Here is a 13,674-nt window from a genome sequence, read left to right as displayed (position 1 = left end):
CATTTGGAGGCGAATCCATGGTCATTAAAAATGCAAAGGTGTTTATTAACGGCCGGTACCTTGACATCGACGTCCAGTTCAAGGATGGCGTGATCACCAACATCGGCAAGGATTTGGCGGACGACGAGGTTATCGATGCTGGCGGCAACTATCTCTACCCCGGCATGATCGATACCCATATCCACGGGGCTAAGATGTGTAGTTATGAGGATAGCGCTGACGCGGTGCGGACCATTGCCGGTATGCTGCCCCAGTTCGGCGTGACCAGCTTTTTGGCGACTCCCCTTGTGCGGGATGTAGAGACCACCCAGCAGACCATGCGGAACATCCGCGAGGCCAAGGGCTGCCGGGGCGCCGATATCTTCGGTATCTTCCCCTATATGCCCTACCGGAACCGCTCCATCGCCTATTACGCGGATCATACCCCGCCCACCCCTGAGCACACCCTGGCGGTTTGTGATAACGACCTTTCCGACGTAAAGATGATCTTCTGCGCTCCCGACCTGCCCGGCGCTATGGAGTGGATTAGCTGGCTGGTAACCCAGGGTGTTGTGCCGATGATCGCTTACACCGAGGGTACCACCGAGCAGATGTACGAGGCCGCCGACCGGGGCGCCCGGATCGTGGATCATTTCTATAATGGCCTTCCTCTGATGGACCACCACTTCAGCGGCTCCACCGTGGGTCTGCTTCTGGATAAGCGGCTTTACCTCCAGATGACCTGTGACGGCGTGCATGTGGCAAAGCCCTTCATCGATCTGGCCATTCGCTGCAAAGGCGTGGAGAAGATTATCCCCGTGTCCGACAGCTCCAAATACGTGGGGATGCCCGAGGGTGTCTATGAGGACAACGGCAAGACTGTGATCTTTAAGGATGGCGCGGTGCGGAGCCCTGAGGGGAAGCTGGTAACCGGCGCGAATCCTTATGATGCCAACATGCGGACCATGAAACGCTTGGGATACTCCATGGAGGATATTGGTACCATGTTTACCGAGAATGCCGCTCGGTGTTTTGAGCTCCATGATCGTGGAAAGATCGAGATCGGCCGCCGTGCGGATCTGGTCATCATGGATTCCGAGCTGCACGTGGTGCAGACCTTTGTGCAGGGCGAATCCCTGTACAAGGCTGAGTAATAAGGCAATAAAAAAATCCCCCCATGGGGGATTTTTTTTATTGCCTTTATTCACCAGAAGCCAGCAAATCCAGTTTCTTTCCCTGGGCCCGCCAAAGCCGGCTGTATAGTCCGTCCTCCTGAAGCAGCTCTTGATGGCTGCCCCGTTGAACGATGCGGCCCTCTTCCAGCACCAGAATTAGATCGGCATTTTGGATGGTGGACAGCCGATGGGCGATGGCCACGATGGTCCGGGTACCGGCGAGCCGACCAATGGCCTCCTGAATCTCCCGCTCTGTCTCCACATCCACCGAGGCGGTTGCCTCATCAAGAATGATAATGGGAGCATCCCGAAGGATGGCACGAGCGATAGCGATACGCTGCTTCTGTCCGCCTGACAGCCGCACGCCCCGCTCACCTACCCGGGTTAGGTATCCATCCGGCATGGCCATGATGCTGTCATGAATCCTGGCCGCCTGGGCGGCGGCCGCCACCTCTTCGTCGGATGCCTGCGGGTTGGCATAGCGGATGTTGTCCAGAATGGTACCGTTGAAGAGGAAGGTATCCTGCATGACGGGGGCGATGCAGGCGCGGAGGCTCTTCAGGGTGGCCTTTCCTACATCCACGCCATCGATGGATACGCGCCCGCTGCTGGGCTGGTAGAAGCGGGGAATGAGCTGGGTAAGGGTGGTTTTTCCTACCCCTGTGGGGCCCACTAGGGCCACCATCTGTCCCGGCTCTATAGCGAAATCAATGTCCCTTAAAACGGGAGCGTCCGCCTCGTAGGAGAAATCCACATGCTCAAATCGGATACCGCCTTTGACGTCCTTGAGATCCTGGGCGTCAGGCTCATCCTGAATTTCGGCTTGGGTGTCTAGGATCTGCATGACCCGCTCCGCCCCGGCATAGGCCTGCTGCGCTTCCTCCAGCAACCGGGCCAGCCCGGAGATAGGGGTGTAGAATAGGCTTAAATACAGTAAAAACGCCACGATATCCGGGACCGATAGGCCGCCGGAAAGGGCCAGCATGCCGCCCACTCCAACCACCAAAATGGTGCCGATAGAAGAGAGGAACTCCACCGCGGGGTGAAACACCGAGCTATACCGCAGGGCGTGCAGCATGGCGCGGGTGAATACACCGGCCTGTTCCTCAACCCGCTGGCTTTCATACTCCTCCTGACCAAAGGCCTGGATCTCATGAATGCCGGAGAAATTATCCTGTAATTTGGCGTTCAAGCCGGCCAAGGCCCGCTGCATGGTGCGGAAGTTGGGACGAACCTTGGTAGCGAAGATACGACCGGAATAGAGGATCAAGGGGATGGGGATGCAGGTGATCAGCGCCAGTTTCACATTGATGGTGAGCAGCACCACCAGCACGCCCAGGAGGGTGGTGAGATTGGTGACCATCTCAGGGATGATATGGGCATACAGCAATTCAAAACTGCTGGTATCGTTGACCACTCTGCTCATGAGATCGCCGGTCTGCTTATCATGAAAGAAACCCATGGAAAATCCCTGGATGCGGTCATAAATTTGGACCCGCAGATCCTCCACTAAATGCCACGCGGCCTTATGGGTTAGGTAGTTGCTGAGATAGCGGAACAGAATCCGCATGAGATATAGAACGATGAGGAGAGCCGTCAATAGCCCAATGGTTCTGGCGGCGCCATTGCCGCCAGACTCCACCACCCCTGTCATAGAGGAGAGGAGCTTGGGTGCGGCCAGGTTGATTAGCGTTAAAACAAAGGTGGAAAGAATGGCGATGATGTAGAGTCCCTTGTATTTTCTAGCGGCTTTTCCCAGTCTCCATAGTAGCTTCATGGGCGACTCCTCTCAAAGATTATTGGTCCTTCCCCTCCCGCATATGGGAACGGGCATTTTGGGAGATGCGGGCCATCAGCTGTTCGGCTTCGGCTTGCTCCTCAGCGGTGAGTCCTTCCATCAGGATGCCGTTCCATTCCCGTTTGGCGGCATAGGTGTCCTTAATTACCGACATGGCTTTATCGGTGATATAGATCCGCCGTACGCGGCGATCCTCCTCGTCGGGAAGGATGCGGACATAGCCCTGGGATTCCAGCTTTTGGATGGCCCGGGTGGCGGTGCCGTTATCATAGCCGCCGCGCTGGGCTAGTTCCAACACGCTGATGCCCGGCTCCTCATAAACGCGTAGCAGAAAAAACTGCTGCCCCGAGCCGATGCCATGGTGTTTGAGCTGCCGGTCATAAAACGCTTGGCCGGCACGGTACAGCATTGAAGTACAACGAAAGATGGGACAGGGGTCCTTCACGGGGATTCCTCCTATGGGACGGCCTCCGAAGAATTGCCGGAGGGGGTCAAATCATTGTATGTGCAACCAATTTCAGTATACCATTTTTCCAGATGCTGACTCAAGAGTCCCCGGTTACTGTTTTTGAACGGCGTCTTTGGAATCGGCTGTAGAACCCGGTTTTACTGCACCCCGATCCTCCCGGAGATAGGCGGCCAGGTTATCCTTCATGTGGATCAGGAGCTGCTTTGCCAGCGTGATCTCCTCGGGGCTGAGTCCTTGATACAGAAGGCTATGGAATTCCTCCACGATTTCCGTGATCTCAGGATGGATGTCCAGGGCTGCCTGGGTAGGATGAATGCGGTTGAGGCGCCGGTCCTTCTCATCGGGATTGCGGGTGACCATGCCGCTGTTTTCCAGTTGGGTGATGATTCGGGCCGTGGTGCCTTTATCCATACCGATGTTGGCGGAGATCCCCTCCTGGGTAATGCCAGGATGCCGGTACACTTGGAATAGGAAGGGGAGCTGTCCTGCCTCAACAGGCAACTGCCGTTGCCGCAGCATGCGGGCAAAGATGCGCTGGCCGTAGCGATAGATCATGGAGATAAAGCGGTTTGCGTGGGGAGCCGTCATGACAACGCCTCCTCTTTTTCTTCCATTGCGGCATCGGAGGATTCCCCAGAGGGAGCGACGGACGTATTCTTAGGTCCTGCCTTTAATTCCCTTAGAACCCGGGCGCCAATGGGGATGGCCAGAAGGAAGGAACAGACATCGGCGCAGGGCTGACCCATCTGAACGCCCAACAGACCGAAGAGGCTGGGGAAGATCAGGATGATGGGGATGAAGAACATCCCCTGCCGCGCGATGGATAGAAGGGAGGCGGCGGTACCCTTGCCGATGGTCTGACAGAGCATGTTGTTCATGACCACCCAGCTGTTGAGGGGGAAGGCCACGCACTGGAGCCGCATGGCCAGGGTGCCGATAGCGATTACATCGGCGTCTCTGCGGAAGATGGGGATGATCTGGGGCGCAAAGATGAAGCCCACCAAAGAGAGTACACAGAGGATTCCCACGCTGACTTTGATACAGAACCAAAAGCCCTCCAGCACGCGGTCATAGCGTCCAGCGCCGTAGTTAAAACCGCATACCGGTTGAAAGCCTTGGCCGAATCCCAGCTGTACCGAGTGGATAAATTGGAAGATCCGGTTGACGATGGACATGGCCGCAATGGCGGCGTCCCCATAGGGATGGGCGGCAAAGTTTAGGCTGATGGTGGCAAGGCTACCCAGTCCCTGGCGGTAAAAGGAGGGGAGGCCGCCCCGTAAAATCTCTTTATATACCGCCCAGGTAGGAGTGAACATCCGAAACTTAATGTGGATATGTTCGGGCCGCCGGCTGTGATGCAGCAGGATGCAGAAGCTGACAAACTGGCTGATGATGGTGGCGATGGCGGCACCGGCCGTCCCCAGATTGAAAGCGTAGATAAACAGGGGATCCAGTGCGATGTTTAGGATGCCGCCGGTGGCCACTCCCAGCATGGAATAAAAGGAGCTGCCCTGATACCGCAGGATGTTGTTGAGCACGAAACAGGCCATCATATAGGGGGCACCCACGAGAATCCAGCGGATGTAATCCATCGCATAGGGGAGGATGGTCTCCGTGGCGCCCAATATCCGCACCAACGGCTCCAAAAACAGCTCGCCTGCCACGGCTAGGATCAGGCCCGCGATGAGGGCGGTAAAAAAACCGGTAGCGGCGATCCGCTCAGCTTCCTCGTGGCGCTGTTGTCCCAGCAAACGGGAGATGTAATTGCCACTGCCCGCGCCAAAGGTAAATCCAATGGCCTGGATGATGGCCATCAAGGAGAAAGCTACACCCACGGCGCCGGTGGCGCTGGTGCCGATTTGTCCCACAAAAAAGGTATCGGCCATGTTGTAAATGGAGGTGATCATCATGCTGATGATGGTGGGGATTGCCAAGCGCACGATGAGCTTCGGAATGGGGGTTTCCGTCATACGGCGGAACTTTTCCTGGGGTGTTTCAAGGGTTTTCAAACCGCAATCGCCTTCTTATCATACGGATTCAATATGCTTTTATTATAGCACTCGAAATAAAGTTGTCAACGCAACTATAAGATCTTGATAAGAAGAATTTGACATTTTGTGCGATGGGCGGACCATGGGGACAAAGCGCGGCCCGGATCCCTAAGGAACCGGGCTATATCGGGATGGAAGGAATCATAGCGTTTTAATATGGTCTAAAATGGGGGCTAGGGCGCTTTCATCCACAAAATAGGTATCCACCCCAAAGGTGGAAAGAATGTCCTGATCCTCCTGGCTACGCTGCTGGGGTGGCATTTTTTCCACCATTTTCTTTAACAGTTTCATCATGGTGCGGTGTTGGAAACTCATCTTGGAGTATTCCAGATTGCCTCGCAGATGAAAAAAGGCGGTCTGGGCGCGAAGAGCGGGGGAGAAGGTTTTTTCTATCAGTTGGGCATATTTACTGGTGTCCGTAGGATCGGAGGCGCCTACGGTGAAAACCACCAGATGCTTATCCAGAAGAAGCGCTTCCTCCCGAAGAAGTGCGGAAGCGCCGGCCATCTTTCCAGCATACAGCCCGCCTCCAAATACGATGGGATCATGGTGTATTAGGGCGCTTTTGGGAACTTTCCGGACATCAAAGCAGGGGCAGGATAGGCTTTGGGCTAGCCATTGCGCGTACTGAAGGGTGCTGCCGTAGTAGGAGCGAAAGAGAACGAGAGGCATCTTCATAGGGCGTTTCCTTTCCGATTTAATCTATTCTGTTAGATCCTGACCCTCCATCCGGGTCAGGTTATCATGGATCTGCAGGGCGGTGGCAAGGAAGGAATCCAGACTGACGGGGGAGACGCCGTTTAAAAGCGCTTCCAGGAAGGCTAGATCCTTACCGAGTCGTGCGGAACTGTATGCATAGGCTTTCTGCGTCAGGTGAATGCGCCATGCCCGCTGATCCTGCGCGTCCTTTTGAAGCTGTACAAATCCTTTGGCTTGGAGCTTCAAAGCCAGCTGTTTGACATTCTGATGGCTGATATGCATGGTTTGCGCCACTTGGCTGATGGTAGGAGGCGCTTGAAAAAAGGAGTCAAGGTTGGCCAGCAAAAACCATTGTTTACTGGTCAGCTCACCCAGAAAATGATTACCCACCGTCTCCAACTGATTGGCCAACAGAAAGACCATGCCCAGAGCGGCCTTTTGCGGCTCAAAGGTCTCCAATTGCTGCCGAGGGCTGGGTGAATCCGCGGGTACTGCCATTCTTTCACCTCAAATAGATAAGTAGTTACCTTTATGGATAGAATAATCTATTTTGGATTGCTTTGCAAGGGTTTTTTTTGATTGATTGAGTCCAGACGATGGATCTGGAAAGGGCCGGTGGAACGCAAAGGAGCACCCGTATGTTTTCCATACGAGTGCTCCTTTTTAGAAGTTGCCCTTGTGTATTCGTGATCTCCCGCTAGTTGGCGCTGATGTCCGTATCCTCTGGCGCGGAGGCCGTGTCCTCCGGAGAATCCTCCATGGGGGAACCATCGGCTTTTTGATGGTATAGCCGGGACCGGGAAGCGTACTTTGGCTCGTTGGGATCCTCCCAGATTCGGTCCGCTACCGGTCCCCAAGCCTCGGAAGCCGCCTGGGTTTTGCTGGTTAGCTGCTCTACCGGTTCGGGAGAGAGCATTTCGGTGGAATGGGCGCCGGAGCGCTCCACCATCTCCCTAAGGCAGTGGGGATTATCCAGGAGGGGGCAGGGGCGCAGATGATTTTGGTTGAAAGGCTGCCCTCTATGATATTCCATGAACAGAGGGGACTGCAAAGCCTCCAGCAGGCTGCAATCCTTGATGTTCACATTTGCATAGTGGATGAAGGCGCAGGGTTCGCATTCTCCTGCAGCGTTGATATGGAAGTAGTTGCGTCCCCCTGCGATACATCCCAGGGTATATTCGCCGTCGTTCCAGAAGTCTAGAAGGAAAGCGGGCTTGGTCTGCCGCCACTTCCGCATTTGGTGGTACATGAATTCCCGTTGCTCCGCCGTGGCGATAAGCTCCGGCACCGCGTCCACCCCCACCGGGATGTAGGTGAAATACCAGCCGAAGAGACAACCCTTTTCAATCATGAAGTCCACATAGGCATCAGAACCCACGCAGTCCACGTTTTTGCTATGGTAGCAGGTAGAGAACCCAAAGGCTACGCCCTCGGCCTTTAATAGGTCCATGGCCCGGATTACCGCCTGATAGGTACCAGCGCCTCGCCGCATATCGGTCTCCTCCTCAAAGCCCTCGATGGAGAAGGCCAAGCCAAAGTTGCCTACCCGACGCAGCTCCTTGGCGAAGGCTTCATCCACCAAAGTGCCGTTGGTAAAGGCCAGAAAGATGCACTCGGGATGGCTGTCACAAAGCTGAATTAATTCCTCTTTTCGTACCAGAGGTTCCCCTCCCGAGAAGATGTAGGTATAGACTCCAAGCTCGGTGCCCTCCCGGATCACCTTTTCCATCACATCGTAGGGGAGGCTGGCGTTTTTTCCGTATTCCGCAGCCCAGCAGCCGGTACACTTTAGATTGCAGGCGGCGGTGGGATCCATAAGAATCGCCCAGGGGATGTTGCAGTCATACTTTTTTACGTTTTCCATCCGCTTGTTGTAGCTTTCCATAGCGGCGTTTAGGATCAGGCTTACCGATAGCTTTTCCAGGGATTCGGGGGCTACGTTTGAAAAGATGTTGTGGAGAAAGATGTTCCAGTTGTTATCGGGATCGTCCAGCACCGTGTGCAGGGCTTCGTAGGTACGGGCGTTGACTTTTTTGCGGTCCAGGCTCTCTACGAGTTTTAGACCTCGGGGAAGGGCCTTATCGGGATTTTTAATAACCTCCCGGGCTGCTTTCTTGACCATGACGTCCACCATGGCGTTTCGCTTCATGTTAACCACCTCTTGATAATTAATGCCCGAAAGCCCTGGATGCAATCCAGGTAATTTTATTCTACTTCAACGGTACTCTTAGAAAATGAAAGGAAAAGGCAATAATTTGTCAAAAATGATGAAAATCTGGAGAAAAATTATAAAGATCTTGAAGCGATGGAATTTTTTTCTATCTTCTTATCTCTATGATACCACATGAGGCAAGCGAAAAGATAAGATTCTGTTTTTATGAAAAAAAAGAGGCCATATGGCCCCTTTCTCCCTGTTTTTTCTGGTATACTGCCCCAAAGAGGTGATTTTGATGCCCATGGGGTCGTTCTTTCTGGGATACCTAATCGGGATCAATCTCCTGGCGCTACTGGTGTCGGGATGGGATAAGCTATCGGCCATCCAGGGCCGGCGAAGAGTACCGGAAAATACCCTTATGCTTCTGGCGGTTCTCCTGGGCGGTATGGGGCTTTACCTTTCCTTCTTTCTATTTCATCATAAGATAAGAAAGAAGAAATTTATGGTGGGGGTACCGCTCATCATGGCGGCGCAGGCGCTGGCCTATGTGCTGGTACAGAGGATTTGGGTATAAAACTGCCGTCGTGTGGCATGCTAGAGGGACAACCAAAGGAGGTATGTTCCATGAAACTGAGTGCCAGAAATCAACTGCCCGGCAAGGTGACCGACATCCAGGACGGCGCTGTTAACGCAATTGTGAAGATCGATATTGGAGGAGGGAATGTGGTAAGCGCTACCATCTCCAGAGAGGCCGTTCGGAAATTGGGACTGAAGGTGGGGGAGAAAGCCTACGCGGTGGTCAAAGCCACTTCGGTGATGGTGGCCATCGACGATTCACCCGCAACTAGGGCATAGATGCAGGAATCCAGGATTTCACCGTTCTTGTATACGCTTTTACGCAGAATCCCCTCCAAGGTGAAACCCGCTTTTTGAAGACAGCGACGGGATCCCTTGTTGTGGGCAAAGGGCTCAGCGTGTATCCGGTGGATGTCGTACTGGGCAAAACCATAGGCGCAGATCTGGCGGATGGCCTCCGTCATAATGCCCTGGCCCCAATAAGGCTCTCCCAGCCAATAACCCAGCTCCGCGCTTTTGCGGTAGACATCGGTGCCCAGAAATAGCCCGATGCTTCCCACCAGCTGGCCGTCCATAAGGATGGCTCTGGGACACTGGGTGGTTTCAGGGGTCCTGATACAGCTTATAAGATAGTCCTCCGCGTCCGTCAGTTTATAGGGATAAGGAAATGCATCCCGTAGGTTGGCGGCAATTTTTTTGTTGTTGGCCAGCATATACACCTGGGGGATGTCTTCCATCCGCCAGGGGCGAAGGGTGATGGTCATGGGCAGGAACTCCTTGTTTGGATTTCTAAGGAGAGCATAGCATAAAAGCGATGAGATACAAAGAGAAGCTCCGGTTTTGCCGGAGCTTCTCTTTTGTCAGCATGTTGTTTACCGGTGAGCTTCTTTGATCCGAGACCGGACCACGGATCCCGCCGCAGCCATAGCTAGTAAGCTGAGAGCCGCCCAAAGGAAGGGTTGCTGGGAATCCCCGGTCTTGGGAATATCGCCGGAATCCGGATCCTCCGGAATAGGATCTCCGGCCACAGAAGAGGCCTCCTTCCAACCGGCATACAGGGTGATATCCCCCTCATGGGGCTGGGAGAAATCAAAGGGAATTTTTAGATCTGCATCCCGATACCAGCCGGCAAAGAGATAGCCATCCCGGGTGGGATCCACGGGCCGTGCCAACAGATCACCATCTGCCACGGATGCCGATTGAACGGGGCTTCCGCCATTGGAGTGAAAGATAACGGTGCGGATAGGCGTCCACTTGGCATGAAGAATCATATTTTCCTGTACCTGATCGGTATCAAAATTCCAGGGCTGAGTAAGAGCAGCATCCCGGTACCAGCCGTCAAACCGGAAGTTGTTTTTGGTGGGAGTGCTCTCGGTGAGAAGGCTGTTTTCCACTAGATTTTCCACGGGAGATATCGCGCTTCCGCCATTGGCATTGAACAAAACGGTGTAGCTCTTCTGTCCCTGGGTAAAGAGAAGCTGGGTACCGCTGCGCATGAGGCTGAATCCGTCGTTTTCCGAGGAGAGGAACACCTTGCCCTGGATGGCGAGATCCTCCTGGGCCGCCTGGGCGGCGACGCTTCCCTCACCGATGCCGCTGTGTACGCCAATGCCGATGGCGGCGTCGGTTTCAAAGGGTTCGGTGAGTAACAGCTTGCTGCTGTTGATGATAAGGGCGTTGGACGCGGTGCCGCTCGGCTTGGTGTTGCCGGCAATTTGAATACCACCGCCCACTTTGATATCACCAAACAGGGTTATGCCGCCGCCGGCCCCCGCCTGGTTTCCGGTGAGGACGCCGCCCATGAGGCTGATATCGTAGCCTGCAGCGCCTGAGATCGCACCGCCGTTGTTGCCAGCTGCGTTGGATTGGATCCGGCCGTCTTTCAGAAGGAAGGAACCGCCGTCTCCCACGTAGATTCCACCGCCGGCAACGCTGGCGTAATTCTCCGATATGACGCCGCCTTCCATCCGGAAGATGCCACTGCTGCCAATATCAACGCCGGCTCCTCCGCCACCGTAGCCGCTGGAGCCGGTAGCGGTGTTGCGTTTGATTGCCGAACCATTTTTCATCACTAGCGTGCCATTGCTCACTTCAATGCCGGCGCCATTCTGGCTGCTGACGATGTGGTTGTTTTGCAGGACTGCGCCCTCCTCCAAAATTAGGGTGGCGCTGTCGTTATAGATCCAGATGAGGTGGCCATTTCCGTTAATGGTGGTGCCGGAGTTGGCGCGTCCGGCTACGTTAGCGGGATTGTCCCATACCGCGCCGCCATCCAGAGTGATGTCTTTAAGGGTAACCTTGCTATTGGCCTGGTCAACGGCAAAGAATTGGGAAGGCGCTTGGCCCCGGTGAATGGTAAAGCCCTGGCCGTCCAGAATCAACTCCACCCCGGAATAACCCAGATGCTGGGGATACCAGGAAGCGTCTAGGGTGACGCTTCTTTGCAGCTGAATTTCAATTTTGGCGTCGGCGCCATAGGCTGCCCAAACGGCATCCATAAGAGTGCCTTCCTGCCAAGTTCCGCCGTCGGCGCTCCATTTGGCCTCGGGGCCGTCATCAGCTAAGGTAGTTGCGATGCCCATGGACATGCAGAGAACAAATGCCAGCACAAAGGTTAAAAGCCGAGAAAGTCGTTTCATAATCGCCCTCCAATGAGTCTCGTTTGCCAATAATGGCTGATCATAATTATATACCATTATTTTCATGGTGTAAACGCGGTTGTGACCGATATATTTGCAAGAAAAATCCAAAAAATCACGGGATTATTGGTATTTTCTATAAAAATATGTCCTAGTCATAATGGTATAGTTTTCTACGAGGTTTATCAAAAAAGCACCGGAAGGGATGCCGGTGCTTTGCGGTTTGGATAGGATGGAGAAAGAGGCTGATTGTGTCTTAACTCGCTTGAGGGAAGAACTGTCCGTGCCAAAGAAGGAAGGTGTAGATGGTCCAGATTTTCCGGGAGTTGTCCACCTTGCCGTGGTAGTGGGCGTCCAAAAGCTTGAGAAGCTCTTGGGTGTTGAAAAGCTCCTGGGCCACAGCGCTGGTAAAGGCCTCTTTGATGATCCGATAATAGGGCTCCTGGCGGAGCCAAACCCGGATGGGAACCGGGAAACCCAGTTTCTTCTTCTGAGCGGATTTTTGTGGGATATACCGCTGAGCGGATTCCCTCAGGGCCGCCTTGGTATTTCCCTCTGTGACCCGATGACGGCTGGGAATGGAACAGGCCACCCGGGCTACCTCCTTGTCCAGGAAAGGAACCCGAAGCTCCAGGGAATGGGCCATGCTCATGCGGTCAGCTTTTAGAAGGATGTCTCCCCAAAGCCAGAAGTTAATATCGATATACTGCATTTGGGTGATTTCGTCCTGATCCTTCACCTTGTCGTAGAAGGGACGGGTGAGCGCCTGGGGCACGGGTACCTCCATGGGGTTGCGAAGCAACCGATTCCGCTCCTTTACGGAGAAGATTTTGGCGTTGCCGATGAAGCGGTCGGCCAGGTCCATGCTGCCCCGGATCAGGTAATTTTTCCCCTTGATGCGGAAGGGGATGCACCGGGCCAGCCCGCCAAGGGCTTTGCGGATAAACCGGGGAAGCCGGGTTAGGGGACGCAGGTCATGGGGCTCCCGGTAGATGTTATAGCCTCCGAACAGCTCGTCCGACCCCTCGCCGGACAGCACTACCTTTACCTTTTCGGAGGCGATCTGGCTCACGAAGTACAGGGCCACAGCCGAGGGATCGGCATGGGGCTCGTCCATATGGTATTGGACGGTGGGCAGAATGTTCCAGTATTCCTCGGGGGTGATGATCTTCCGGTAGTTCTGAACGCCAATGTGCTCCGACAGCTCCTTGGCATAGGAGGTTTCATCGTACTGCTCGTTGGCAAAGCCTACGGTAAAGGTTTTATCACAGTGGGAGGCCGCCGCAATATAGCTGCTGTCTACCCCGCTGCTGAGGAAGCAGCCCACCTCGGTATCGCTGATCTTATGAGCGGCGATGGAATCCTGCATAACGGCGTCGATGCGGTTTACGGCGTCCTCAAAGGTCATGGGCTCATCGGCGTTGAACACCGGCTCCCAGTATCGGTGGATGGAAAATGCTCCCTTTTCCCACAAAAGATAGTGGGCGGGAGGCAGTCGATAGATGCCGCGGAAAAAGGTTTCGGGCAGAACCGAGTATTGGAAGGTGAGGTACTGAGCAAGGGCCTCCCGGTTTAGCTCCCGGGTAACGGCAGGATGCTGGAGAATGGATTTGATTTCCGAGCCGAAGATGAAATCCCCGCCAAAGCTGCCGTAGTAGATGGGCTTGATGCCGAAGAAATCCCGCACCAGAAGCGCCCGGTCGTTGGCGTAGTCCCAGATACAGAAGCCGAACATGCCCCGGATCTTCTGGAGCAGCTCAAGCCCCCATTCCTCATAGCCGTGGAGCAACACCTCGGAGTCGGTCTTGGTGGAAAAAATATGGCCCTTTGCCAAAAGATCTTCTTTTAGGCGCTGGTAATTGTAGATCTCCCCATTAAAGACCAGCGCCAGGGAACGATCCTCGTTATAAAGAGGCTGGTCCCCGTCCGCAGAAAGGTCGATGATGGACAGCCGCCGGAAACCCAGGGCGCATTTGTCGTCCACATGGCTTCCCGCTGAATCCGGTCCCCGGTGGGTGATGACCTCCATCATGGGTTCTATAACGCTAAGTTCTCCCCCTTTGGGAGAGAGATAGCCCGTAATGCCGCACATATTGCCTCCTACTGTCAGGCGAGAATTGGGAAGTTTGTCCC

13 protein-coding genes are annotated in these 13,674 nt (G+C 54.5%); 3 read left to right on the top strand and 10 right to left on the bottom strand.

The genetic code is table 11. The features are described from left to right. Nucleotides 1-17 precede the first annotated feature (17 nt). Nucleotides 18-1,133 carry an N-acetylglucosamine-6-phosphate deacetylase gene (locus KP626_RS05120; RefSeq protein WP_395975431.1) on the top strand — a complete coding sequence of 372 codons (1,116 nt, stop codon included), beginning with the start codon at nucleotides 18-20 and terminating at the stop codon, nucleotides 1,131-1,133. Nucleotides 1,134-1,179: 46 nt separating this feature from the next. Here KP626_RS05120 and KP626_RS05115 read toward each other — a convergent pair whose 3' ends face one another. From KP626_RS05115 to KP626_RS05085, 7 genes are all read right to left on the bottom strand, one after another. Beyond that, nucleotides 1,180-2,931 carry an ABC transporter ATP-binding protein gene (locus tag KP626_RS05115; RefSeq protein ID WP_395975429.1) on the bottom strand — a complete coding sequence of 584 codons (1,752 nt, stop codon included), beginning with the start codon at nucleotides 2,929-2,931 and terminating at the stop codon, nucleotides 1,180-1,182. A gap of 19 nt (nucleotides 2,932-2,950) precedes the next feature. Beyond that, entirely contained in the window at nucleotides 2,951-3,397 is a 447-nt protein-coding gene (locus tag KP626_RS05110) for a MarR family winged helix-turn-helix transcriptional regulator (RefSeq protein ID WP_395975427.1), read from the bottom strand. A gap of 114 nt (nucleotides 3,398-3,511) precedes the next feature. Beyond that, nucleotides 3,512-4,009: a MarR family winged helix-turn-helix transcriptional regulator gene (locus KP626_RS05105; RefSeq protein WP_395975425.1), complete on the bottom strand. Its 498-nt coding sequence runs from the start codon at nucleotides 4,007-4,009 to the stop codon at nucleotides 3,512-3,514. Next, on the bottom strand, nucleotides 4,006-5,430 hold the full coding sequence (locus KP626_RS05100) for an MATE family efflux transporter (RefSeq protein ID WP_395975423.1): 1,425 nt from the start codon (nucleotides 5,428-5,430) through the stop codon (nucleotides 4,006-4,008). The genes KP626_RS05105 and KP626_RS05100 overlap by 4 nt, the downstream gene beginning before the upstream one ends. A 183-nt stretch (nucleotides 5,431-5,613) precedes the next feature. Further along, the gene (locus tag KP626_RS05095; RefSeq protein WP_395975421.1) at nucleotides 5,614-6,150 is read right to left on the bottom strand and encodes a flavodoxin domain-containing protein; all 537 of its coding nucleotides are present in this window, start codon (nucleotides 6,148-6,150) and stop codon (nucleotides 5,614-5,616) included. A gap of 24 nt (nucleotides 6,151-6,174) precedes the next feature. After that, entirely contained in the window at nucleotides 6,175-6,669 is a 495-nt protein-coding gene (locus KP626_RS05090) for a MarR family winged helix-turn-helix transcriptional regulator (protein ID WP_395975419.1), read from the bottom strand. A gap of 199 nt (nucleotides 6,670-6,868) precedes the next feature. Further along, nucleotides 6,869-8,320, bottom strand: a complete 1,452-nt coding sequence (locus tag KP626_RS05085) for a radical SAM protein (RefSeq protein ID WP_395975417.1) — start codon at nucleotides 8,318-8,320, stop codon at nucleotides 6,869-6,871. 247 nt (nucleotides 8,321-8,567) lie between these two features. Here KP626_RS05085 and KP626_RS05080 point away from each other — a divergent pair, with 247 nt between their 5' ends. Both KP626_RS05080 and KP626_RS05075 read left to right on the top strand, forming a co-directional pair. Next, entirely contained in the window at nucleotides 8,568-8,900 is a 333-nt protein-coding gene (locus KP626_RS05080) for a DUF1294 domain-containing protein (protein ID WP_395975415.1), read from the top strand. A 50-nt stretch (nucleotides 8,901-8,950) separates the two neighbouring features. Beyond that, on the top strand, nucleotides 8,951-9,181 hold the full coding sequence (locus tag KP626_RS05075) for a molybdopterin-binding protein (protein ID WP_395975413.1): 231 nt from the start codon (nucleotides 8,951-8,953) through the stop codon (nucleotides 9,179-9,181). Here KP626_RS05075 and KP626_RS05070 read toward each other — a convergent pair. The 3 genes from KP626_RS05070 to asnB form a co-directional block, all read right to left on the bottom strand. Next, nucleotides 9,115-9,666 (bottom strand): GNAT family N-acetyltransferase, encoded by a 552-nt coding sequence (locus KP626_RS05070; protein WP_395975411.1) that lies wholly within the window; start codon nucleotides 9,664-9,666, stop codon nucleotides 9,115-9,117. The genes KP626_RS05075 and KP626_RS05070 overlap by 67 nt on opposite strands. A gap of 108 nt (nucleotides 9,667-9,774) precedes the next feature. Next, nucleotides 9,775-11,541: an InlB B-repeat-containing protein gene (locus tag KP626_RS05065; protein WP_395975409.1), complete on the bottom strand. Its 1,767-nt coding sequence runs from the start codon at nucleotides 11,539-11,541 to the stop codon at nucleotides 9,775-9,777. Between the two features lie 256 nt (nucleotides 11,542-11,797). Then, nucleotides 11,798-13,633: an asparagine synthase (glutamine-hydrolyzing) gene (asnB, locus tag KP626_RS05060; protein ID WP_395975407.1), complete on the bottom strand. Its 1,836-nt coding sequence runs from the start codon at nucleotides 13,631-13,633 to the stop codon at nucleotides 11,798-11,800. Nucleotides 13,634-13,674: the final 41 nt, after the last annotated feature.

The organism is Christensenella sp. MSJ-20 (assembly GCF_044357945.1).
Taxonomy (GTDB): Bacteria; Bacillota; Clostridia; order Christensenellales; family QAND01; genus QAND01.
This window is presented reverse-complemented; position numbering and strand designations above follow the sequence as displayed.